The organism is Alicyclobacillus acidocaldarius subsp. acidocaldarius DSM 446 (genome assembly GCF_000024285.1).
GTDB lineage: Bacteria > Bacillota > Bacilli > Alicyclobacillales > Alicyclobacillaceae > Alicyclobacillus > Alicyclobacillus acidocaldarius.
In genome coordinates this window covers 927,899-948,149 of record NC_013205.1, presented here as the reverse complement: position 1 = coordinate 948,149, position 20,251 = coordinate 927,899, and the positions used below count along the sequence as shown (strand labels likewise).

Annotated in this window: 22 protein-coding genes; 8 read left to right on the top strand and 14 right to left on the bottom strand. The window is 65.0% G+C overall.

Annotation, left to right across the window (positions count from 1 at the left end):
• Positions 1-26: 26 nt before the first annotated feature.
• Positions 27-929 carry an SGNH/GDSL hydrolase family protein gene (locus AACI_RS04365; RefSeq protein ID WP_012810267.1) on the bottom strand — a complete coding sequence of 301 codons (903 nt, stop codon included), beginning with the start codon at positions 927-929 and terminating at the stop codon, positions 27-29.
• Between the two features lie 133 nt (positions 930-1,062).
• Here AACI_RS04365 and AACI_RS04360 point away from each other — a divergent pair, with 133 nt between their 5' ends.
• Complete coding sequence (locus tag AACI_RS04360) at positions 1,063-2,307, top strand: WD40/YVTN/BNR-like repeat-containing protein (RefSeq protein ID WP_012810266.1); 1,245 nt, start codon at positions 1,063-1,065, stop codon at positions 2,305-2,307.
• 4 nt (positions 2,308-2,311) lie between these two features.
• On the opposite strand, the gene AACI_RS04355 is transcribed toward AACI_RS04360, so the two are convergent.
• Positions 2,312-2,848, bottom strand: coding sequence for a cysteine hydrolase family protein (locus AACI_RS04355; RefSeq protein WP_012810265.1), 537 nt, complete (start codon positions 2,846-2,848; stop codon positions 2,312-2,314).
• Between the two features lie 112 nt (positions 2,849-2,960).
• On the opposite strand from AACI_RS04355, the gene trmB reads away from it, so the two are divergent.
• The gene (gene trmB / locus AACI_RS04350; protein WP_012810264.1) at positions 2,961-3,611 is read left to right on the top strand and encodes a tRNA (guanosine(46)-N7)-methyltransferase TrmB; all 651 of its coding nucleotides are present in this window, start codon (positions 2,961-2,963) and stop codon (positions 3,609-3,611) included.
• Positions 3,612-3,676: 65 nt separating this feature from the next.
• Complete coding sequence (locus AACI_RS04345; RefSeq protein WP_012810263.1) at positions 3,677-4,654, top strand: aldo/keto reductase; 978 nt, start codon at positions 3,677-3,679, stop codon at positions 4,652-4,654.
• A gap of 65 nt (positions 4,655-4,719) precedes the next feature.
• On the opposite strand, the gene AACI_RS04340 is transcribed toward AACI_RS04345, so the two are convergent.
• Complete coding sequence (locus AACI_RS04340) at positions 4,720-6,174, bottom strand: aldehyde dehydrogenase family protein (RefSeq protein WP_012810262.1); 1,455 nt, start codon at positions 6,172-6,174, stop codon at positions 4,720-4,722.
• Positions 6,175-6,219: 45 nt separating this feature from the next.
• Positions 6,220-7,203, bottom strand: a complete 984-nt coding sequence (gluQRS, locus tag AACI_RS04335) for a tRNA glutamyl-Q(34) synthetase GluQRS (RefSeq protein WP_012810261.1) — start codon at positions 7,201-7,203, stop codon at positions 6,220-6,222.
• A gap of 94 nt (positions 7,204-7,297) precedes the next feature.
• Between gluQRS and AACI_RS04330 the strand changes: the two genes are divergently transcribed.
• A complete protein-coding gene (locus AACI_RS04330; protein ID WP_012810260.1) occupies positions 7,298-8,089 on the top strand; it encodes a DUF2071 domain-containing protein in 792 nt (263 codons plus the stop codon).
• Here the strand turns inward: AACI_RS04330 and AACI_RS04325 are convergent.
• The 4 genes from AACI_RS04325 to AACI_RS04310 all read right to left on the bottom strand — a co-directional run bounded on the left by AACI_RS04325 (position 7,999) and on the right by AACI_RS04310 (position 11,389).
• Positions 7,999-8,460, bottom strand: coding sequence for a MarR family winged helix-turn-helix transcriptional regulator (locus AACI_RS04325; RefSeq protein ID WP_012810259.1), 462 nt, complete (start codon positions 8,458-8,460; stop codon positions 7,999-8,001). The two genes, AACI_RS04330 and AACI_RS04325, sit on opposite strands and share 91 nt — an antisense overlap.
• 54 nt (positions 8,461-8,514) lie before the next feature.
• Positions 8,515-9,675: a sulfate adenylyltransferase gene (gene sat / locus AACI_RS04320; protein ID WP_012810258.1), complete on the bottom strand. Its 1,161-nt coding sequence runs from the start codon at positions 9,673-9,675 to the stop codon at positions 8,515-8,517.
• Positions 9,676-9,815: 140 nt separating this feature from the next.
• Positions 9,816-11,033 (bottom strand): N-acetylglucosamine-6-phosphate deacetylase, encoded by a 1,218-nt coding sequence (gene nagA, locus AACI_RS04315; RefSeq protein ID WP_245530706.1) that lies wholly within the window; start codon positions 11,031-11,033, stop codon positions 9,816-9,818.
• Entirely contained in the window at positions 11,030-11,389 is a 360-nt protein-coding gene (locus tag AACI_RS04310; RefSeq protein WP_012810256.1) for a winged helix-turn-helix transcriptional regulator, read from the bottom strand. Before AACI_RS04310 ends, nagA begins: the two co-directional genes overlap by 4 nt.
• Positions 11,390-11,546: 157 nt before the next feature.
• Between AACI_RS04310 and AACI_RS04305 the strand changes: the two genes are divergently transcribed.
• Both AACI_RS04305 and AACI_RS04300 read left to right on the top strand, forming a co-directional pair.
• On the top strand, positions 11,547-12,080 hold the full coding sequence (locus AACI_RS04305; protein WP_012810255.1) for a YceI family protein: 534 nt from the start codon (positions 11,547-11,549) through the stop codon (positions 12,078-12,080).
• 93 nt (positions 12,081-12,173) lie between these two features.
• Positions 12,174-13,016 (top strand): ABC transporter ATP-binding protein, encoded by an 843-nt coding sequence (locus AACI_RS04300; protein WP_012810254.1) that lies wholly within the window; start codon positions 12,174-12,176, stop codon positions 13,014-13,016.
• Here the strand turns inward: AACI_RS04300 and msrA are convergent.
• The 3 genes from msrA to AACI_RS04285 form a co-directional block, all read right to left on the bottom strand.
• Positions 12,988-13,539 carry a peptide-methionine (S)-S-oxide reductase MsrA gene (gene msrA / locus AACI_RS04295; protein WP_012810253.1) on the bottom strand — a complete coding sequence of 184 codons (552 nt, stop codon included), beginning with the start codon at positions 13,537-13,539 and terminating at the stop codon, positions 12,988-12,990. The genes AACI_RS04300 and msrA overlap by 29 nt on opposite strands.
• A 16-nt stretch (positions 13,540-13,555) precedes the next feature.
• Entirely contained in the window at positions 13,556-13,876 is a 321-nt protein-coding gene (gene trxA / locus AACI_RS04290) for a thioredoxin (protein WP_012810252.1), read from the bottom strand.
• 101 nt (positions 13,877-13,977) lie between these two features.
• Positions 13,978-14,574, bottom strand: coding sequence for a DNA-3-methyladenine glycosylase I (locus tag AACI_RS04285; protein ID WP_012810251.1), 597 nt, complete (start codon positions 14,572-14,574; stop codon positions 13,978-13,980).
• A 145-nt stretch (positions 14,575-14,719) separates the two neighbouring features.
• Between AACI_RS04285 and AACI_RS04280 the strand changes: the two genes are divergently transcribed.
• Positions 14,720-16,531, top strand: coding sequence for a M3 family oligoendopeptidase (locus AACI_RS04280; RefSeq protein WP_041707326.1), 1,812 nt, complete (start codon positions 14,720-14,722; stop codon positions 16,529-16,531).
• A 23-nt stretch (positions 16,532-16,554) separates the two neighbouring features.
• Here the strand turns inward: AACI_RS04280 and AACI_RS04275 are convergent, their stop codons facing one another.
• The gene (locus AACI_RS04275) at positions 16,555-17,115 is read right to left on the bottom strand and encodes a hypothetical protein (protein ID WP_041707325.1); all 561 of its coding nucleotides are present in this window, start codon (positions 17,113-17,115) and stop codon (positions 16,555-16,557) included.
• Positions 17,116-17,203: 88 nt separating this feature from the next.
• Between AACI_RS04275 and AACI_RS04270 the strand changes: the two genes are divergently transcribed.
• Positions 17,204-18,268 carry a phosphodiester glycosidase family protein gene (locus tag AACI_RS04270; RefSeq protein ID WP_012810248.1) on the top strand — a complete coding sequence of 355 codons (1,065 nt, stop codon included), beginning with the start codon at positions 17,204-17,206 and terminating at the stop codon, positions 18,266-18,268.
• Positions 18,269-18,283: 15 nt separating this feature from the next.
• Here the strand turns inward: AACI_RS04270 and AACI_RS04265 are convergent, their stop codons facing one another.
• Complete coding sequence (locus tag AACI_RS04265; protein ID WP_012810247.1) at positions 18,284-19,081, bottom strand: Cof-type HAD-IIB family hydrolase; 798 nt, start codon at positions 19,079-19,081, stop codon at positions 18,284-18,286.
• A 146-nt stretch (positions 19,082-19,227) separates the two neighbouring features.
• The gene (locus AACI_RS04260; RefSeq protein ID WP_041707324.1) at positions 19,228-20,223 is read right to left on the bottom strand and encodes an FTR1 family iron permease; all 996 of its coding nucleotides are present in this window, start codon (positions 20,221-20,223) and stop codon (positions 19,228-19,230) included.
• Positions 20,224-20,251: the final 28 nt, after the last annotated feature.

Genomic DNA, 20,251 nt, shown 5'->3' with positions numbered 1-20,251 from the left:
CCGGACGCGCGCACCGCCGAGCCCCATCACCAAGTGCCGTCCGCGAGCTGGTCGCCGAGCCACTGCAGGATGGCGTTTTGCCCCTGCGGCGTGGCCGCCGCTTGGAACATGGGCGCCATGGCGAGCGCCTGTTCCCCGGCTTCGGCCAGGAGGCGCTGTCCGAGCGCGGTCGGATGCACGTCGTGCGGCAGAATGTCGTCGGAAGGTTGAGTCAGGGTGTCGTACGCGTCCGCGACGGGATCACCGGCAGAAACGGCATCGGCGGCGATGGCCGCGTTCGCCGCGACAATCGCGGCCTCCGCGGTCCGATGAAGCCATGGATCCGAAGCTGGAAACGGGTTGTAGAGATCGTAGACGATCACGGTTGCCCGCGGATTGTACCGATGCAACAAACCGAGGATGGATGCCAGGTGGCTTCGCACGTCCTGAATGCCCTGGGCCAACTCCGACGACAACGTCGCCGCCTGCGAGGACGTCGGCGTGACCCGCGCCCAGTCCGCGCCCTTCGGCAGCATGGCGAGCGCGGGAAGCAGCAGATCGTTACTCCCAATGTCGACGGTGACGACCTGCGCGGCGGCGACCTCAGAGCGCAGAGCGGTGTCCGTCTTGAGGGCCTGCAGCAGGTCCCCAGACGTCCAACCGGGCACGCCGAGATCGACGGCGCGCCAACCTTCCTTCTTCGCGAACAGATACGGAAACGCGAGAGGCGACGGCTCTCGGTTGTTCCCAAGATTGTAGCCGAACGTGATGGAGTCGCCGAGCGCCACGAGCACGTGGGTCCGCTGGGGAGCCAGCCCCGCGCGAGCCGCGCTGGTCACGTGGATGTCCGCGGCGCCGTTTGGCGATGAGCTGACGTCAGGCTGTACGATGGGATGCGAGATGAACACTATGGCGCCAAGCGCCGTGAACCACGGTCCGAGTGCCGGCATGGCCTTGCTCCCTCTCCACAGTTGGGTTCGATGGCTTCGCTTGTGTTCCGGCTGCAAAGCGCCTATTGTTCATGATAGATCACAATCGGCCGAGATGCTCGGCCGGGAGCTGCCCCGTCAGAGGAGGGTATGCATGCGCCCGTCAACGCTCGTGCGTTTCGGAATTGCGACGGTCGTCGTGGGCCTGTCGGGATGCGGAATCGACTCTCCTTCCCACGCGGACACCTCTACGGCGAAACGCCCCCCATTGGAAGGCCAGGCGTCCGTCGCGCCAGGTGTGCGCCTTGCGTCGCGCGCCACCGCGCAGGTTGCGACCCTGACCTCGAGCCTGCGCGCCATCGACGTGCACATGCGCATGCTGACCGCTCACACGGGGGTGCTGTGGGGCTATCGCGGGAACCACTTTGTCCTGTACGAGACGGCGGACGGCGGGCACACGTGGAAATCGGTTCCCCTTCCGACGCTGCCAGCGGACGACATCTCCGCCTACGGGCCGGGAGGCGCGCACGACGTCACGGCCGTGATCGACTCCGCCGCGATGTGGTCGCTGGTGAGCGTGAGCCACCAGGAGGCTCACGTCTGGATCACGAAGGACGCGGGCCGGCACTGGCGCGAGACGACCCTTCCTCTGCCGACTGGGGCGGTTCAGTTTGCGGCCGGCCAATGGATGGCCGGAAGACTGGGGTGGATGCTCTTTGAAAGCGGCGGCTACGACGGCGTCGCGGCCAAGTACTTGTATCGCACGGAAAACAGCGGGGATTCTTGGCAACTCGTGGCCACGTCGACGGGCGACCTGCCGCACAACGGGGTTCGCACCGCGATGTCGTTCGCGCCAAACGGCAAGACCGGCCTGATGGCCGTGGTGGATGACTTGGAAAAGAAGGTGGACGTCGTGGAGACGAACGACGGCGGCGCACACTGGCAGCCCACGAGCATCAATCTCCCAAGTGGCATCACGCAGCCTCCGTCCGTCGAACTCGCGCTCGCCGGACCTGGGGAAACGCTCCAACTCGCCGTCGAGGTCCAGGTGGGCTCCGCGTCGCAGCTCTTGGTGATGAATTCGTCCTACGGGTCCAGTTGGGATGTGGCCGAGATCGGCGTGGACAATCTGGAAGCGATGTGCGCCTCGCCCGCCGGCGATCTCGCCGCGCTGGAAGACAAATCCGGACAACAGACGTGGATGGTGAGTCCCGACGGCGGCCAGACCTGGTACACCCAGGCCGCCGCAGGCCTGCCCGCGAGCATCGCCACTGCCGCGTCGGTGAGCCTATCGTCGCCTTCTCCCAACACCTTTTTCCTCGTGGCGCTCGACGCTCGCCTGGCCCCGACCCTCTACGAATCGTCCGACGCGGGCGACACGTGGCAGCCCCTCGGCTGAACCTTCAGGCGATCTCGGCGTGAAACAGCCGCCGCATGTGCTCCAGGAAGATATCCCCGAGATCCGTGAACGTGGCGCATCCCTGGCGGTGCACCGCGGCGTGAAAACCCTCGTCGTACGCGCCGGCGACGGTGAGAAAATCGCAGATGTCCGTGCACACGCCGCACACGTGAACACGATGGACACCGCGCTCGCGCAGGCGCTCCCCGAGTCCCGTGTTGTAAAACGCGTTGTAGCTCCGCTTGGGGACGTACCACACGTCAGGGTGTTCCTTGTGCCGCTCGTACCACGCAGCGAGATCTCCGTACAGCTGCTGCCCCCACGTGCCTCGCACGTTATGCGGAGGCCAGTCGCGAAAGTGTCGGTCGTCTGGGTCGTGCTCGTCCATGCAAATGGCCACTACGCCTCCCGACGCGAGCATGCGGTCCGCGAGCGAAAGGATATAGGGCACGATGGCCTGTCCGGGCTTCCCGACCGTCAGGGTACCCTCGTCGTGCACAAAATCGTTCGACATGTCGACGACCAAGAGCGCTTCGCCCATGCGGATAGCCCCCTTTCGTCCTCATTGTACCAGTTGCCGCATATGGGCGTCACGTCGCTTGCATTGGCCGCCAGGTCTTTTGTACCATCGAGCGAGAAGTGAGGGAGACAAGATGCGCTTTCGCACGGGGCATCGCCTCGAGAAGTGGTTGGAAGGCGGTCGTGGACATCTGTTCGACGGATATCAGGGCGATCCCGCCGCTTGGTATCAGTCCTTGACTGAGCCCGTCGCGCTCGAAATTGGCTGCGGCCGCGGCGGATTCATCCGTCAAATGGCCCGCCTGCATCCGGAGACGCGCTTCGTCGGCGTGGACAGGGTCCTGGCGGTCGCCGCGAAGGCGGCCTACGGCGCTGCCCTCGACGGGCTCGACAACCTGTCGTTTCTCGTCGGAGACGTCGAGCGCTTCGGCCCTCTGTGGACGGAACCTAGGGTGACGTGGCTGTACCTGAATTTCTCCGATCCTTGGCCGAAAAAGCGCCATCACAAACGCCGCCTGACGGCGCCGGCCAAGCTCGCGTGGTACGCGCAGTGGATGCGGCCGGAAGCCTGGCTCGAACAGAAGACCGACAACCCCGAGTTCTTCGAGTGGTCGCTCGAGTCCTTCCGAGCGAGCGGCTGGGAAATCGCCGAGGTGGAGCGAGGATTTCCACCGGGCGATCCAGGCGGGACGCTGTCGGGCAAATACGTGCAGACCGAGTACGAGGCGAGGTTCCGGCAGCTGGGACAGCCCATCTATTATCTGCGGGCTCGCCCGGCTCGGTGAAGCCGGGCGCCCGCTTCGGTGGGTGTCTTATGCAGCGAAAGCGCATTCGTCAGGGAGGCGAGCGAATGAACTACCGGCCGTTGGGCGAACTGCAAGTGAGCGAAATCAGCTTTGGCACCTGGTCCATCGGAGGGGACTGGGGGCGCGTGGACGAGCGTGACGCCCTCGACGGGCTGGCCGCCGCGATGGACGCGGGCGTGAATTTCTTTGATACCGCGGACGTGTACGGCAACGGCCGAAGTGAGGAACTGCTGGCCAAGGCCACAAGAGGACGCGAACACGAGATCTATATCGCCACCAAGTTCTGCCGAGCGGGCGACATTCACGATTCGGCCACCTACAGCGAGCCGTCGGTTCGCCGCTTCCTCGAGGGAAGTCTCCGCAGGCTGCGGCGGGATTTTGTCGACCTGTACCAGATCCACTGTCCGCCCACCGAGATCCTCCGCGATGGCGCGGTGTTCGAGGTGCTGGACAAGCTGCAGGCGGAAGGGAAGATCCGGTACTACGGCGTGAGCGTGGAAACGGTCGAAGAGGGGCTTTTGTGCCTTCGAGTCCCGGGCGTCCGGGCCCTGCAGGTCATCTTCAACATCTTCCGCCAAAAGCCGGCCGAGGAACTGTTGCCGAAGGCCAAGGCGCAGGGCGTCGGCATCCTGGCGCGACTGCCGCTCGCGAGCGGCCTGTTGACCGGCAAGTTCAAGCCCGACCACCGCTTCGATCCCGACGACCACCGCTCGTTCAACGAAAACGGCGAACAGTTCAACGTGGGGGAGACCTTCGCGGGCCTCGGGTTTGCGAAGGGCGTCGAGCTGGCGGAGAAGCTGCGCTGGATCGGCGAAGGCCGCGGCAACATGACGCGAGCCGCGCTCCGCTTTATCCTGGATCACGACGAGGTGACCTGCGCCATTCCGGGCTTCAAAAACCGGCACCAGGTGGAAGACAATCTGGCCGCGCTCGAGGTCAGGCCCTTCTCCCCAGATGAGCGCGCGCGACTGCGCCGCTTCTACGAAGACGAGGTGCTTCCCCATATCCGCGGCGCCTACTGATCCGCGCCTTCCATGATGCGGCGGGCCCACGTGGAGGCTCACTTCCGCCCCGCGGGCCCGCTGGCTCAGAAGTTGGTCCGAATGGCGGCGAGCTTCCGCTCCATCATGTCGTACATCGCGTACAGCACGCCCTCGCGCCCGACGCCGCTCTCCTTCACCCCGCCGTACGGCATGTGATCCACGCGGTACGTCGGCACCTGGTTGACGAGCACGGCCCCCGCCTGGACGGTCTCGATGGCCAGCATGGCGTGATCCATCCGCTTCGTGAAGACGCCCGCGTTCAGCCCGAACTTGCTGCGATTCGCGAGTTCCAGCCCCTTCTCGAAGCTCGACACCCGCTCCACGAGCAGGATGGGCCCAAACGCCTCCTCCGTGCACAGCTTCGCATCGAGCGGGACGCCCGTCACCACCGTCGGCTCCATGCGGTTGCCCTCAATCCGCCCGCCGACAAGCACCTTGGCGCCGCGATCGACGGCCTCGTCCAGCCACGCCTTGAGCCGCATGCCCGCCTGCTCGTTGATGAGCGCCGAGACATCCGTCGCCTCGTCAAGCGGATCGCCCACTTGGAGCGCCTTCGCGCCGGCCACAATCCGCTCCACCAACTCGTCGTACACCGCGTCGTGGATGTACACGCGCTGAATCGAGATGCACACCTGTCCGTTGTACGAAAACCCGCCCTGGACGATCTCGGCCGCCATCTTGTCGAGCTCGTGCGCGGTGAAGCCTTCATCCACCACGAGCGGCGAATTCGAACCGAGTTCCAGCGTCACGCGCCGCAGGCCCGCCTGCTGGCGGATAATCTTGCCCACCGCCGGACTGCCCGTGAAGGTCACGAACGCGACGTCCGGGTGCGTCGTCAGCACCTCGCTCAACTCCTTGCCATCTCCCGGGATGATGTTCAGCACCCCAGGCGGTAGGCCCGCGTCCTGGAAGATGTGCCCGAGAACCAGGGCCGAAAGCGGCGTCTGCTCGGCCGGCTTCAGGACCATCGCGTTCCCGGCCGCGATGGCCGGTCCGACCTTGTGCGCCACCAGGTTCATCGGGAAGTTGAACGGCGTGATGGCCGTCACGACGCCGAGCGGCTCCCAGAGCGTGAACGCCACGTGGTGTTCCCCGCGCGGCGCCGCGTCCATGGGCACCGTCTCGCCGCGGATGGACTTGGCCGCCTCGGCCGAAAAGCGGTACGTCTCGATGGTCCGATCGATCTCCTGGCGCGCGGCCCGGATGGGCTTGGCCGCCTCGCGCGCGATGGTCTCGGCGAGTTCCTCCCTGCGATCCGCAATGATGTCCGCCACCTTGCGCAGGATCTGCGCCCGCTGCCAGGCCGGCACCTTGCGAAACGACTTTTGCGCCCGGGCGGCCACCTCGATGGCCCGCGCCGCCTGTTCCGGCGACGCGTAGCCGATCATCGCCAAGGGCTCTCCGCTGTACGGGCTCCGCAGTTCGACGTGGCGCGCCGCCTCTTCCCAGTCGCCGTCGATGAACAGATGGGTCTTCCCCACTTCAATCGCTTTGCTCACGGTTTCATCCTCCTGCATGACATTCTCTGCACAGCGTTTCCTCGCCTACAAATCGGCATTCGCCTGAAGCCACGCCGTGTACGCCGCCCGCCATACGACCGGATGACGAGGCAACCGTGCGAGATCGAACCCGTCCATCGCCTCGGCTGGACGCATGGGCTCGGGGCGATCCAGTTGCCCGGCGAGCCACAGAAGAAGTCCGACGAGCTGCTGTGGCCGCACGCCCGCCTCGCGAAGGGCGCGAAGCGAGAGGTCCCCGTGGCGCTTGGCGAGCCTGCGCCCTTCCTCGTCCACCACGAGCGGCACGTGCGCATAGCGCGGGGGGGCATAGCCCAAGCGCTCTGCGAGGTAGACCTGGCGAAACGCCGACGGAAACAAATCAGCGCCGCGGATCACGTCGGTGACGCCCATGGCGTGATCGTCGACGACCACGGCCAGATGGTACGCGATCACGCCATCCGCCCGGCGGACGACGAAGTCGCCGCCTTCGGCCGGCCGAGCGGTCGTGCGGCCGAGCAAGCGATCGTCGACCGTGACGAGCGCATCATCCGGCACGTGGAGGCGAAGCGACGGCTGCTTGGTCGCGGCAAGTTCCGCCCGCTCCGCATCCGAAAGCCGAAGGCAGCGGCGATCGTAGCGGGGTTCATCGCCGAAAAGCCCTTGTGGCGCGGACGCGATGGACAGAAGCCGGGATCGCGCGCAGAAACACGGGTATAGTTCGCGCGCTTCGCGCAGGCGTTCGAGCGCCTGCTCGTAGCGTCCGCGCCGAAGGCGTTGCTCGTACGGCGCTGCGGGTCCGCCCACATCCGGGCCTTCGTCCCAATCGATGCCGAGCCAGCGCAGGTCGTCGACCATCGCCTGGCGGTAGATGTCGCGGGATCTCGCCTCGTCCAGGTCTTCGACGCGCAGGATGAACGCGCCGCCCTTTCGCCGCGCGTCGAGCCAGGCGAGGATGGCCACCCACGCGTTGCCCACGTGCAAATACCCGGTGGGACTCGGCGCAAATCGACCCTTGTACGAGGGTGTCAACCAGCACACCTCTCTTCGCCTTCATGTTAGCAAAACTTGCTGGTGATGTCCCGCGAAGCCGCGCGCACGATACCGAAGGAGGGGGAAACCAACGATGCGAGAAGCATGGTGTGTGGAACAAACATGGCGGCACCTGGCCATGGCGCACTGGCGTGTCGATCCTCATGTTCTGATGCGCCACATCCCGCCCGGTCTGGAGCTGGATCTGTTCGACAGCCAAGCGTACGTCAGCGCGGTGGTGTTTTCGGTGGATCCATTCCGACTGCGCGGCCTGCCGCCCATCCGTGGCATGCGCCGGTTCTGGCAAATGAACATCCGCACCTACGTCCGCCGCGGCGCGAAGCCGGGCGTGTGGTTCCTTCGCTTGGAGACGAGCCGGCCGTGGCCCGCGCGGCTCGGGAAACTCGCTTACGCGCTGCCGTTCGAGCCGGCGGACATGACCGTGATGGATGGAGGAGAGCGCCTCGCCATCGGCGTGGTGAGCCGGGCCGGCGATGGGCCGGCGCTTTCCCTCGGCTTTCGGCGGGCCGGCAGCCGCATGCCTTGGTACGAGCCCGCGCCTGACTCCATCGAGGCGTGGCTTCTCAACCGGTACGCGCTCTACGCGCGCGCCCTCGGGACCGTGCTGGAGACCGGCGTGGTTCACCGGCCGTGGATGATCCAGCCGGCGGAGGCCCGCGTCGGTGAAATGTCACTCCTCGAACTCTACGGGTGCCACGGCGAACCGGCATTGGCCTGCTCGGCGGAGACGCGCACAGCCCGCATCGGCTTGCCGAGGCCCGCTATCGGCCTTCCCTACTCGCCGGACAACTGTTCGTTCGCGCGGTGGATGCGCTCGAGAAGCGCGCGCACACGCGCCCGGAGATCCGCGATGTCCTCGTCCTGAAGGTCGTCAATCTGATCCTTGACACAGTCGGGGACCGTGCCCAGCTCTTCGCGCAACGCACGACCCTTCTCGGTGAGGGACACGCACATCTTGCGCTCGTCATCGGTGTCTCGCCGCCTGTCGACGAGGCCGCTCTCCTGCATTCGCTTCAAAAGTGGGGTCAGCGTGCCAGAATCCAAGTAAAGCCGCTCCCCGAGCGCCTTCACTGTGCATGCGCCGAGCTCGTACAGCGCGACCAGCACCATGTATTGGGGAAACGTCAGTCCGCGGGGCTCTAAAAACGAGCGATAGAGCCGCATGGTTTCGCGGGCGCACGCGTACACGGCGAAGCACAGGTGTTCGTCCAGACTCAGGAGCGGTCGTTCCGTCATCACGACAAGCCTCCAAGCTCACTTGACTCGGCCCTCATGGGCCTACCGTCTAGTTTAAGCCTGTTTCGCGTAATACTCCATCAGAACTTGGACTACCTCCGGCCGGCTGAACTCGGGCGGCGGGGCAATGCCCTCGCGCAGCATCTGGCGCACTTTGGTACCGGACAGCGTGACGTGATCGTCGTCGCCGTGCGGACAGGTCTTTGCCGTCGCCATACCCTGACATTTGCGGCAGTAGAACGCGTTGTCGAAGAACAGCGGCGTGATGCCGAGCTCCGCCACGTCGAATCGGTCGAAAATGCGCTGCGCGTCGAAGGTTCCGTAGTAGTTGCCCACGCCGGCGTGATCGCGCCCCACGATGAAGTGGGTACAGCCGAAGTTCCGCCTTACAAGCGCGTGCATCACGGCCTCACGAGGACCGGCGTAGCGCATTGCGGCCTTGTACACGCCGAAAAACACGCGATCCCGCGGGTAGTAGTGCTCCAGGATGGCCTGATACGCGCGCAGGCGCACGTCGGCCGGAACATCGTCCGCCTTGGTGGGCCCGACCAGCGGATTCAGGAACAGCCCGTCGACCATCTCGAGCGCCACCTTCTGAATGTACTCGTGCGCGCGGTGCACCGGGTTTCGGGTCTGAAAGCCGACCACCGTGCGCCACCCGCGCTCCCGGAACGCGGCGCGCGTCTGCCGAGGCGTGTACGCGTAAGGCGTGAACTCATCCACGCGCTCATCCGGCAAGACTTCCACCGGGCCTCCCAGATAGACGCCTCCGCGCTCGTACAGCCGCCGAACGCCTGGGTGTTCCAGATCCCGCGTGCGGTAAACCTGCTCCGCCTCGTGATCCAGGTTCGGGCGATACATGTGGCGGATGGTCATGCGCCCACAGACCATCCCGTCCGGCCGCACGAGCGCCACCGTCTCGTCGAGGCGCAGTGTGCGCGCCACGTCCTCCGAGACGGGCAGCGTCACCGGAATGGACCAGATGTGTCCCGAGGTGAGCCGCATGGTCTCCACAATTGCGTGATAGTCGTCCTCCGACACAAACCCGTCCAGCGGAGAAAACGCGCCAATCCCGAGTTGGTACAAATCGGACACGGCGATCTCGTCCAGCTGGACGGCCTTGAGCGCGGACCAAGACCTCCGCGCTTCTTCCGCCTGATCCGTCGGCACCAGATGCTCCTGCACCGCGTCACGTTCGCGTTCCGTCACTGACACGCCAACTCCTCCTAGCCGCGCGATCCATCGGGATCGCCATGATGAAGTAAACCGATAGACATTGTGTACATTGTATCACCGCGGCCCCGATTTGGCGAGAGCACGCCCGAATGGGGCTCACGCGGCGTGAAGTTGGATTGCTACGCGCAGTGCACGAGCCGGCCGCCGACGATGGTGTGCGTCACGGCGCCCTCCGCAGAGAGCGCCACGAGGTCCGCGCGATACCCCCGCTCGATCCGCCCGCGCCGCTCGCCCAAAAGGCGCGCGGCGTTTGCGGCCGCTACGTACGGCACGTCACTGGGCAAAAATACGCCGTGCGCGAGGCCGACCTGCACGGCGCGCTCCATCGTCAGCGCGCTACCCGCGAGCGTTCCGTCCGGCCGCCGCACGGCGCCATCCTCGTAGACCACCTCGCCACCGGCAAACCAGTACCGGCCTTCCGGCATGTCCACCACCGATACGGCGTCCGTCACGAGCATGACGCCGTGGCGCCCCTTGATGCGCATCGCGAGGCGCGCGACAGCGGGATGGACGTGGACGCCGTCGAGGATGAGCTCGACCATCGCGTCCGCGCGATCGAGCGCCGCGGCAGCCAGGCCCGGCCGCCGGTGGTGCAGGCCGTCCATGGCGTTGAACAGGTGCGTCGCGCACTTTGCGCCGAGATCGAACGCCCGCATCGCCTCGCCGTACGTGGCCGCCGAGTGGCCGAGCGAAACGACGATGCCGAGCTCGTGAGCGGCCTGAATGGTTTCGTCCGCACTTGGCAACTCCGGCGCCAACGTGAGGATGCGCACGGCGCCCGCCCCCGCGTACGCCCTCAGTTCCGCCTGCGATGGCGTGCGCACGTACTCGGCGGGATGAGCGCCGCGCCTCTCAGGATGGATGAACGGGCCCTCCAGGTGAAATCCAAGCACGTCCGCACCGCGCCACTTCCCCGGCTTTCGCCAGGCTGACAAGGTCGCCAAGGTGGCCTCACGAGAAGCGGCGACCGTCGTCAACAAGAGCGACGTCGTGCCATGTCGGGCGTGCGTCATCGCAATCTGTTCAAACGCATCCATCGACGCGTCCATGACGTCCGCGCCGCCCCCTCCGTGCACGTGCACGTCGACGAAACCGGGGAGCAAGCGCCCTGCCGTGTCGATGAGCCGAGCACCTGTGAGCTGTCCCATCCCCGCTTCGCCGACGTCCGTGATCCAGCCATCTTCGGCGATCACGTCCTTCCACTGACCGTCGATGAGCCCTCGGACGACCACGCGCACCCCGCGCCACCTCCATCGTTTCCCGTGTCCCCGCACGGCCAAACGCTCATCTTGCGCCGAGCCGACGCGCAACGCGCCGCGATGGCGCGATTTGGTCACAGCTTGGGCTCTTGGAGGGCTCGCTCCGCCTTGCGGCGCAAGTGCTCGAGGCCCCACGCATGCATGAGATCAAGGATGGGCCGCAGCGATTGGCCATACGGCGTGATGGCGTACTCCACGCGAGGGGGAACCTCAGGGTACACCGTCCGCTCGACGATGCCCTCTTCCTCCAGTTCGCGCAACTGCTTGGTGAGAACGCGCTGCGTGATGCCGGGAATTCGGCGCATGAGTTCGGAAAATCTCAGCGAAGGATGTTGAAACAGGTGGTACAGGATGAGCCACTTCCATTTGCCACTCAGGACTTGAAGCGTGGAGACAGCCGAACAGGGCGAATCTCCGCGATGGCCGGACGACATCGAGATGAACGCCTGCCTTTCGCTGTAGGTAGGTTACCTCAAGTATACCAAAGCACTTCGATGTTCCTACTTATCATTTTTTCATCACTGATGAATAATAAGAGCAGGCAGAAGCGCTCGGCCTCGAGCGCACACCGATCTGTCGGGAGGTTGACCTATGGCAAAGGTAGCTTGGAACGTGGATCCGAGTCACAGCACGATTGGCTTCAGCGTGAAACACATGATGTTCACCACGGTGCGCGGTCACTTTAGGAAGTTCTCCGCGACGGTGGTCGCCGATCCGGAGGATCTGACGACGGCCGAGATCGACTTCACGGTCGACGTCGCCAGCATTGACACGCGCGACGAGAACCGGGACAACCATCTCCGCGGTGCAGACTTCTTCGACGTGGAAAAGTATCCCCACATGACGTTCAAGGCCACGAAGATCGTCAAGACGGGCCCCAATACGTACGACATGACGGGCGATCTCACCATCCGCGACGTCACGAAGCCCGTCACCTTCCACGTGACGTACGAAGGCATGGGCAAGAACCCTTGGGGGCAAGAGGTGGCCGGCTTCACGGCGCAGGCCAAGATCAACCGCAAGGACTTCGGCCTCACCTGGAATGCCGCGCTCGAGACGGGCGGCGTGCTCGTGAGCGATGAGGTGAAGATCGAGCTCGAGATCGAAGCCACCAAGGCGCAGTGAACGCGTGACGCGGAGAGCGCCGCGAGACCGGTCGCAGCTAGGTCTGCGACCGGTTTTGTGTTAGGATAGAGAGACAGCAAGGAGGCGGAAGACGTGGCGATTCTCTCCGTTTCGAATGTGACGTGGATTCGAAATGGACGGATGATTCTGGACAATGTGTCGTTCGACGTTCGCGAGGGCGAACACTGGGGACTGGTCGGCTTGAACGGCTCGGGCAAGACCTCGCTGCTGCAGATCATCACGGGCTACCAGTGGCCAACGCGAGGCCAGGTCTCGGTGCTTGGGCACCCGTACGGCCGCGTGGACATCCGCGAAGTCCGGCGGAACATCGGCTGGGTGAGCTACGCCCTTTTGCAGCGCGTGGAGCAGGACGCCGGAAGCGACGCCGCGCTCGACGTGATCGCGAGCGGAGCCTTCTCCTCCATCGGCCTGTGGGAAAAGCCGGCGCCGGAACAATGGGAGCAGGCGCGCGCGTTGGCCCGCCAGTTTGGGGTCGAGCACCTCGTCGACAGCCCGTTTCACTCGCTTTCCCAGGGCGAGAAACAGCGCGTCCTCATCGCACGCGCGCTCATGGCGAAACCGTCGCTTCTCATCCTCGACGAACCGTGCACGGCGCTCGACGTGCGCGCGCGCGAAGAACTGTTGACCGCTTTGAACACGATGGCAAAGGGCCCCGACGCCCCAGCCCTCCTGTACGTCACGCATCACATTGAAGAGATGATCCCCGCTATCACGCACGTGCTCGCACTCGACGCCGGGCGCGTGGCAGCCCGCGGAGACAAAAAGGCCGTGCTCACGGACGACGTGCTGTCCCGCACGTTTCACGTCCCCGTGCACACGGTCTGGCAGGGCGATCGCGCCTTTTTGACAGTGCTTCCCCCAGACGGCGCCGAAGCCGAGGAGAGGGTCATTCCCTCCCCCAGTGCGCGGCGATGAACGCATCTCGGCCCGACGCGCGCCGGTATCGCTCGTAGTGAAGCGGTTCTTTTCGATAGAAATCCTGGTGGTACTCCTCCGCCGGGTAGAACGGGCCCGCGGGCCGGATTTCCGTGACAATGGGCTTCTGAAAGCGGCCCGACGCTTCCAACGCGGCCTTCGACGCCTCGGCCAGGCGGCGTTGCTCTTCGGTATGATAGAAGATCGCCGTCTTGTAAGACGGGCCGCGATCGTAAAACTGGCCGCCGGGATCGGTCGGATCGATCTGGCGCCAGAAGATGTCGAGCAGCTGCTGATACGTGATCTGGCGGGGATCGTACGTGATCTGCACGGCTTCCACGTGGCCCGTGGTCCCGGAACACACCTGTTCGTAAGTCGGATTCGGGACATGACCCCCGGTGTAGCCGGAGACCACGGACACGACCCCCGGCCACGTGTCAAAGGGCTTCACCATGCACCAGAAACATCCGCCGGCGAAGGTGGCCCGTTCAAGGCCGGCGTCCTGCTGCGCCTCGGATGTCATCTGATCCGCCTCTCCCTCACTGCAGGACGTCCGCGAGCTGAGCCTCAAGCTGCTCCTTCGGCTGATACCCGATGAGCTGTTTCACAGGGCGGCCGCCCTTGAACAGAATGAGCGTCGGAATGCTCATGATGCCGAATTGGCTGGTGGTCTCCGGATTCTCATCGACGTTCAGCTTCGCAACGGTCACCTTGTCGGCGTGCGCCTCGGCGAACTCCTCGAGCACCGGCGCCATCATGCGGCAGGGACCGCACCACGCCGCCCAGAAATCCACCAGCACGGGTTTATCGCCTTGAATCGCCTGTTGGAAATTGGCGTCTGTCAACGTCATCGTGGCCATTGGAATACCCCCCAAGGTACTTACTTGCATTTTTATAGTACCATTTTTGTGGGCCGCTGGTCAAACGTTGCCGTGGACAGGAGTCCCCGAACCTCGCCGCGTCACCGGGCGTCATGTCCCAGAGACTCTGCCAGGGCGCGGAGGGGCTCATACCGGAAACACGTGACCACGTGGTCCAGGACCACGCCGACGGCCTGCAGATACGCGTAGACCATCACGGGCCCCACGAATCGGAAGCCGAGCGAACGCATCTCTCGGCTCACGCGCTCGGCGAGCGGGGACGTGGCGGGCACATCCTCTTCGCGCGCAAAGGCGTGCACTTCGGGCTTGCCATCCACGAACCCCCATAACCAGCTCGCAAATGAACCGTGCGCGGCCTGAACCTCCAGAAACACCCGCGCGTTGTGAATCGCCGCTTCCACCTTCGCCCGGTTGCGGATGATGCCGGAGTCGGGAGCCAAAAGGCGCGCCACATCCTCCTCCCCGTAGCGTGCCACCACCTCGGGCTGAAAATCCGCGAACGCCTGTCGATACGCTTCCCTGCGCGACAAAATCAAATACCACTGCAGGCCCGCCTGCGCGGCTTCAAGCGTCAGAAACTCAAAGAGAACACCATCATCAAACTGGGGCACGCCCCACTCTTCATCGTGATACCGTACGTACAGCTCTCTCGATCCCGCCCACTTGCAGCGCCGCATCGCTGTTTTGCCCCCCGTTCGATTCGTCTTCGTTCATTGTGGCGCATCGAGGCGAGATCGTCCATGCCGTGAGGTGAACGCGCACATGCAAAAGGAGAGCCTTTGGAAGCAAGCTCGCTCGGTGGAGCAAGCGGTATAATTCGTCATGGGAGGCGATCGCGTGAGCGAACAACAGCGGTGGGATCTCGAGTCCCTGTACGCAGGGGGAAGCCATTCTCCTGCGTTTCGAAACTTTCTCGACGACTTGGAGACCAACGTGACATCCTTTTCGATGGTGCTGCAGAACACGCCAGGCGCCATGCAGAGCCCCGACATGGGGCTCAAGGCCGTAATCCTCACCATGCAGGATCTGAGCAAGCGCCTTCGGGAAGCGGGCGCCTTCGTGTCCTGCCTCACAGCGCAGAACGTGCACGACGCCGAGGCGAAGACGCTGCAGACCCGCGTCAACCGCATTCGCTCCACGCTTACGAGCGCGCTCGCGCTTCTGGATGAGCGTCTTCAGCAGGCCGGGGAAAGCAGCATCCAGGCCCTTCTCGGCGATCCGGAGTTGGCGCCTCTCGCGTTCGCGATTGAGGAGCGGATCGAGCGGTCCAAGCGGCGCTTGCCGGCGGAACAGGAGCGGCTCATCGCACGGCTCTCGGCCGATGGGTACGCCGCGTGGGGAGAGTTGTATGACACCATCGTCGGCCGCATGGCCGCGGAAATCGAGATGGAGGGGCGCCGAGAGACCGTTTCGATGGGCCAACTCTCGAACCGGATGACCCAAGCGGCCCAGCGCGATCGCGACCGCCTCTTCGACGTGTGGGAGGCGTCGTGGGCTCGCGAGGCCGACCTCTGCGCCGATGCGCTCAATCACCTGGCGGGTTTTCGGCTTCAGGCGTACGAGGCGCGCGGCTGGCACTCGGTCTTAGAAGAGCCGCTCGAGATGAACCGAATGTCGCGGGAGACGCTTGAGGCCATGTGGGTTGCGGTGGCGCGCAATCAGGAACGGCTCCTCCCCTACTTTGCCGCGAAGGCCCGGCTGCTCGGGGTGGAAAAGCTGTCGTTCGTCGACGTGGACGCCCCGCTCGAGGCCAGCGCCCACCGCCGGGCCATCTCCTACGCAGAGGCGCGGCAGTTCATCGTGGATCAGTTCGCGGCGTTCAGCCCGGAGATGGCCGCGTTCGCCGACTCGTGCTTCGAGCGCCGGTGGATCGAGGCCGAAGACCGTCCGGGAAAGCGCCCGGGCGGATTCTGCACGAGCTTTCCGGTGCACGGCGAGTCGCGGATCTTCGTCACCTTCTCGGGCACACCTGGCAACGTCGCGACGCTCGCGCACGAGATTGGCCATGCGTATCATCAGCACGTGATGCGCGATCTCCCCTATCTCGCGACGCAATACGCGATGAACGTCGCCGAAACGGCGTCGACGTTCGCGGAAGCCATCGTCTCCGACGCCGCGATTCGAGCCGCCTCGGGCGATGGCGAACGGCTTGAACTCTTGAACGACAAGTTGCAGCGCGCCGCCGCGATGTTGATGAACATTCACGCCCGCTTTCTGTTCGAGACGAGGTTTTACGAAGAGCGCAAGCGCGGTTACGTGCCCGCCGAACGGCTGAACCAGCTTATGGTTGGTGCGCAGCAGGAAGCGTACCGCGGATCGCTTCGGCGATACCATCCGCACTTCTGGGCGTCGAAGCTCCACTTTTACATCACCGGCACGCCTTTCTACAACTTCCCGTACACGTTCGGCTACCTGTTCTCCTCGGGGATTCACGCCATGGCGGCCGCGGAGGGGAAGACATTCTCCCGCCGGTACGTCGAACTGCTCCGCGACACGGGGCGGATGCGCGTCGAGGATCTGGCGCAAAAGCACATCGGAGCCGATTTGACGAAGCCCGACTTCTGGCAGAGCGCCATCGATTTCGCCCTGCGCGATCTCGACGTGTTCGTCCAACTCGCGGACAAGCGGGTCTAGCGCCAAGCCAGCCGCGGAGTTCGCTAGGTCCGCGGCTGGCGCATGATCTGCAGGTGCCCGGCCTCGATCCAATACCAGTCGATCTCGCCGCTTTCGACGACGCACACGCCCTGCGCCCGCGGATAGTCGCGCAGGTGCGCATTGAGGGTCTGCGCTTGTCGAGGCGGATCGTCCGCCTGCGGCAGCGGCCCCAAAAGGACGTGCCAACCCGGCCGCGACTGAAAGGCCACCAGCGCGAGCGGCCTCCCGGCCTTCGCTTTCGCCGGCCCGGAAAACACGGTGGCCGCCACTTTACAGGCCGCATCGAGGCAGATTTCGCCCTGCGCTGGATTGTCCATCTGCGCCAATCGTTGGCCGAGCAGCCAGTTGTACAGATCTTCCGTCGTCCTCACGCCCTGCGGAAGGGGTTCCAGGAGAATGTGATGGTTTTGCACGGAGTTCTGTGACGTGTCCGTTGGCGCAGGACGGTGGGCTGGCGCCGATGCGCCGGGCGCGCCCTGATCCTTGGCTGCGCCACAACCCGCGCCGAGCCAGAGCGATGCGGCGGACACGCATCCCCACGCACAGAGGATTCTCCACTTCATCTTCGACCACGCCCCTTTTGGGTCAAGATGCGCCAAGCGTTGCAAAGCCATGCATCGTCCGCCAGGACACGCGAAAGGAGAATGACGTTTGGTTCCTTTGCACGTCGATGCCCTGTTGCACGCGACGAGAGCGATGACCCCCGTCGTGCGCGCCCATGCCGCGCGCCCGGCGAGCCCCATCTCGTCTCACGCCTTCACGGTGGACGGTCAGGCCGTGCAGGAGTTGGTGATCGATCTCCGTGCGCCGGGCATCGAAGCCAAGCCCGCCATCGCCAACAACCGGCTGGGCACGACCGCGTCGCTCGCGGAAATCGCAGCTCAAAATCACGCCGTCGCGGCCATCAACGGCACGTTTTTTGACGCCGGCGGCGACAACTTTCCTGCAGGTGCCATCGAACTGAACGGCGCGTTTGTGTTCAACGCCCGCGGCACGCTGCTCGGCTTCGGCTCAAACGGCCAGACCACGATGCTGCGCGCGGCGGAAGCGCTGTCGCTCGACGTGGACGATCCGTCCAGTCCCACCTCCGCCATGTGGCCCTGGTATCTGAATCGGCTGAGCACGAACCCCATGCGGGTGGACGTGCTGACGCCGTACTTCGGCCCCGAGACGCGCGATCCGAGCGCCCTCGTGGCGCAGGTCGTCGGCGGCAAAGTGACGGCCATTCACCCGGGCATGACCCCCATCCCGTCCGACGGGTACGACATCGAACTCGGCGCGGGCGAGGCCAAGACGCCCATCGCCACGCGCGTTCACGTCGGCGATCCGGCCGTACTGACCGACACCGTGTTGGCGCTGCCGAGCGAGAAGCCGGTCCCGTTTGCCGCGTACCCGAACGCCATCGGCGCCGGCCCCATGCTCGTGCAGAACGGGCGGATCGACGTCGAACCGTCGCTCGAAGGGCTGGATGAGCCCGACATCCTGAACGCGGAGACCCTGCGATCGGTCGTCGGGACGGACCGCGCGGGCCACCTCGTCTTTCTGACGATCCACGAGGCCAACGTGTGGCAGGAGGCGTCCATCGCCAAGGCGCTCGGCCTGTGGGACGCGATGAACTTGGACGGCGGATCGTCGGTGGGACTGTGGTATGAGGGGCGTTATCTCACGCCGCCCAAGCGCGCGCTCGCCACGGCCATCGTGGTCGTTGAGCGGTGACCGCAACGCGGACGATCACGGCACCGGCTGCCCTTCGATCAAGCCGAGATCGACGAGCGCGGCGAAGATGCCGCCCTCGTCCACGGAGCCCGTGATCCGCCTCGCCGCGCGCTTGGCCGGCTCGGCGGCGTTTCCCATGGCGACGCCCATCCCCACGTACTTCAGCATCTCCACGTCGTTCTCGCTGTCGCCAAACGCCACCGCCTCCTCCTTGCTGCAGCCGGCGCTGCGGAGGATGGCCTCGACACCCGTCGCTTTGGACACGCCCGCAGGAAACACATCCAGGTAAAAGCGATGGGGCCGGATGAACCGAAGCGCGTCGCGATACGCTTCGACAAACGGAGCCTCCTGTCCCGGCTTGCAGAAGAGATAGAGTTGATACACGTCTTCCCGCTTCCACGCGTCCGGATCGTAGACGGGCTCGCTTGGCAAGCCCAGGAACCGATACGCCTCGCGGATTTCGGCGTGATCACGCCGATTGGCGTAGCACGCCTCGTCCCCGGCGACCACGACGGGATAGCCGTTCGATTCGGCGAGTTCGACGAACGAGGCGATCACGTCGCGCGGCACAGACGCCGCCAGCACCTTGTCGCCGCGATACACGGCGAGGCCGCCGTTGCAGCAGACGTACGAATCGAATCCGAGCCGCTCGGCGATGGGGCGAAGCTGATCTGGCGCCCGCCCCGTGGCGATGGCCGTCTCGACGCCTCGGCGCCTCAGCGCCGCGAGGGCCTCCTCGACGCGCGGCGAAAGCTCGCGCCGATCATCGATCAGCGTGCCGTCGATGTCAAAAAACGCAAAGCGAATGGCCATGGCCTCTCCCTCCTAGCTCTCTCTGACCTCATGGTAACATAAGGAGCCCGTCGGAGGCGGCGTGGCAAAGAAGGATCGCACGAAAAAAGCACCCACGCGCTCGACGTGAGTGCTCGCCTTGACGGAGACAGCTGGGGCTTGAGCTCTCATTCGGAGAGCGCCTGCGCTTCGCGGGCAGCCTCGCGGCGCGGGCGCCAGACGCGGAGGTACTGTGCGCCGAAGTAGGAGCCGAGCACGATGACCGCCGCGAGGGCCTGCGCGACGATGCTCTGCAAATTGTTGAACAAGGAGAACCACAGACCCGCCCAGTCCGGAAGCCCGAGGTTGAGCGGCGTGGACGGCAGCCAGCCCGCCTGCTGCATCTCCTGCACCTGCTCGCCCACCATCACGAGAAGCACCACCCCGAGCATGACGCCCGTCAGCACCAGCATGCGCTTGTAGGGCAGTTTTCGGTGTGCGAAGAACGTGAGCACGGCCACCATGAGCGTCAGCGCGAGGCCAATGCCGGCGCCAATCACCACCACGCCCGATCCCAGCTGCATACGCGTGTTCTGCAGGAACAAAACCACTTCAAACCCTTCGCGGTACACAGAGGTGAAGCCCAACACCACGAGGCCTCGATACGCGAGCGATCTCGCCTGTGCGCCCCGCTCTGCCTGGTCGATGATCTCTTTCTTTTTGCGGTTGTGGAAGCTGATCCACCCGGTCCAATAGATCCGATGGAAGAACCAGTTCATCACGATGAGCAGAACGATGATGGCCAAGAGCCCGGTCGCCGCTTGAATGGACAACTCCGGCGCCGTCTGGCCCACGAGCGCGATGATGCCCACGACGACAAACCACGTGAGAAGCGTCGCCGCAAACGCGAGACCCGCGCCGGCCGAGATGGGCCGCCAATACCCTTGACCGGTCCGCATCAGGCTCGCCGTGATGGCGGAGACCACCAGGATGGTCTCCAGCCCCTCGCGAAAGACCAGGATGCCCGTATCCACGATGGCCGCCCCTCGCCCGATGTTGTGGCTCGTCGGGTTCGGATTTCCGCCGGCGGTGACGCCCTGCCAGACCAGGACGGCGATCACGACGGCGGCGCATGCCCACACGAGCGCTCTCTTCCAACCGATGTTCCGAAGTGCGATGGACATCTCAACATCCTCCTAGAGGTGCGGCGCC

Bases quoted from the DNA above. Each gene is read 5' to 3' on its own strand.
- trmB (WP_012810264.1), top strand. From the start codon at position 2,961: ATGCGCTTTCGCACGGGGCATCGCCTCGAGAAGTGGTTGGAAGGCGGT.
- AACI_RS04365 (WP_012810267.1), bottom strand. From the start codon at position 929: ATGCCGGCACTCGGACCGTGGTTCACGGCGCTTGGCGCCATAGTGTTC.
- AACI_RS04260 (WP_041707324.1), bottom strand. From the start codon at position 20,223: ATGTCCATCGCACTTCGGAACATCGGTTGGAAGAGAGCGCTCGTGTGG.
- AACI_RS04305 (WP_012810255.1), top strand. From the start codon at position 11,547: ATGGCAAAGGTAGCTTGGAACGTGGATCCGAGTCACAGCACGATTGGC.
- trxA (WP_012810252.1), bottom strand. From the start codon at position 13,876: ATGGCCACGATGACGTTGACAGACGCCAATTTCCAACAGGCGATTCAA.
- AACI_RS04280 (WP_041707326.1), top strand. From the start codon at position 14,720: ATGGGAGGCGATCGCGTGAGCGAACAACAGCGGTGGGATCTCGAGTCC.
- AACI_RS04360 (WP_012810266.1), top strand. From the start codon at position 1,063: ATGCGCCCGTCAACGCTCGTGCGTTTCGGAATTGCGACGGTCGTCGTG.
- AACI_RS04330 (WP_012810260.1), top strand. From the start codon at position 7,298: ATGCGAGAAGCATGGTGTGTGGAACAAACATGGCGGCACCTGGCCATG.
- AACI_RS04345 (WP_012810263.1), top strand. From the start codon at position 3,677: ATGAACTACCGGCCGTTGGGCGAACTGCAAGTGAGCGAAATCAGCTTT.
- AACI_RS04310 (WP_012810256.1), bottom strand. From the start codon at position 11,389: ATGTCGTCCGGCCATCGCGGAGATTCGCCCTGTTCGGCTGTCTCCACG.
- AACI_RS04285 (WP_012810251.1), bottom strand. From the start codon at position 14,574: ATGCGGCGCTGCAAGTGGGCGGGATCGAGAGAGCTGTACGTACGGTAT.
- msrA (WP_012810253.1), bottom strand. From the start codon at position 13,539: ATGACATCCGAGGCGCAGCAGGACGCCGGCCTTGAACGGGCCACCTTC.
- AACI_RS04325 (WP_012810259.1), bottom strand. From the start codon at position 8,460: ATGACGGAACGACCGCTCCTGAGTCTGGACGAACACCTGTGCTTCGCC.
- AACI_RS04355 (WP_012810265.1), bottom strand. From the start codon at position 2,848: ATGGGCGAAGCGCTCTTGGTCGTCGACATGTCGAACGATTTTGTGCAC.
- AACI_RS04275 (WP_041707325.1), bottom strand. From the start codon at position 17,115: ATGAAGTGGAGAATCCTCTGTGCGTGGGGATGCGTGTCCGCCGCATCG.
- AACI_RS04265 (WP_012810247.1), bottom strand. From the start codon at position 19,081: ATGGCCATTCGCTTTGCGTTTTTTGACATCGACGGCACGCTGATCGAT.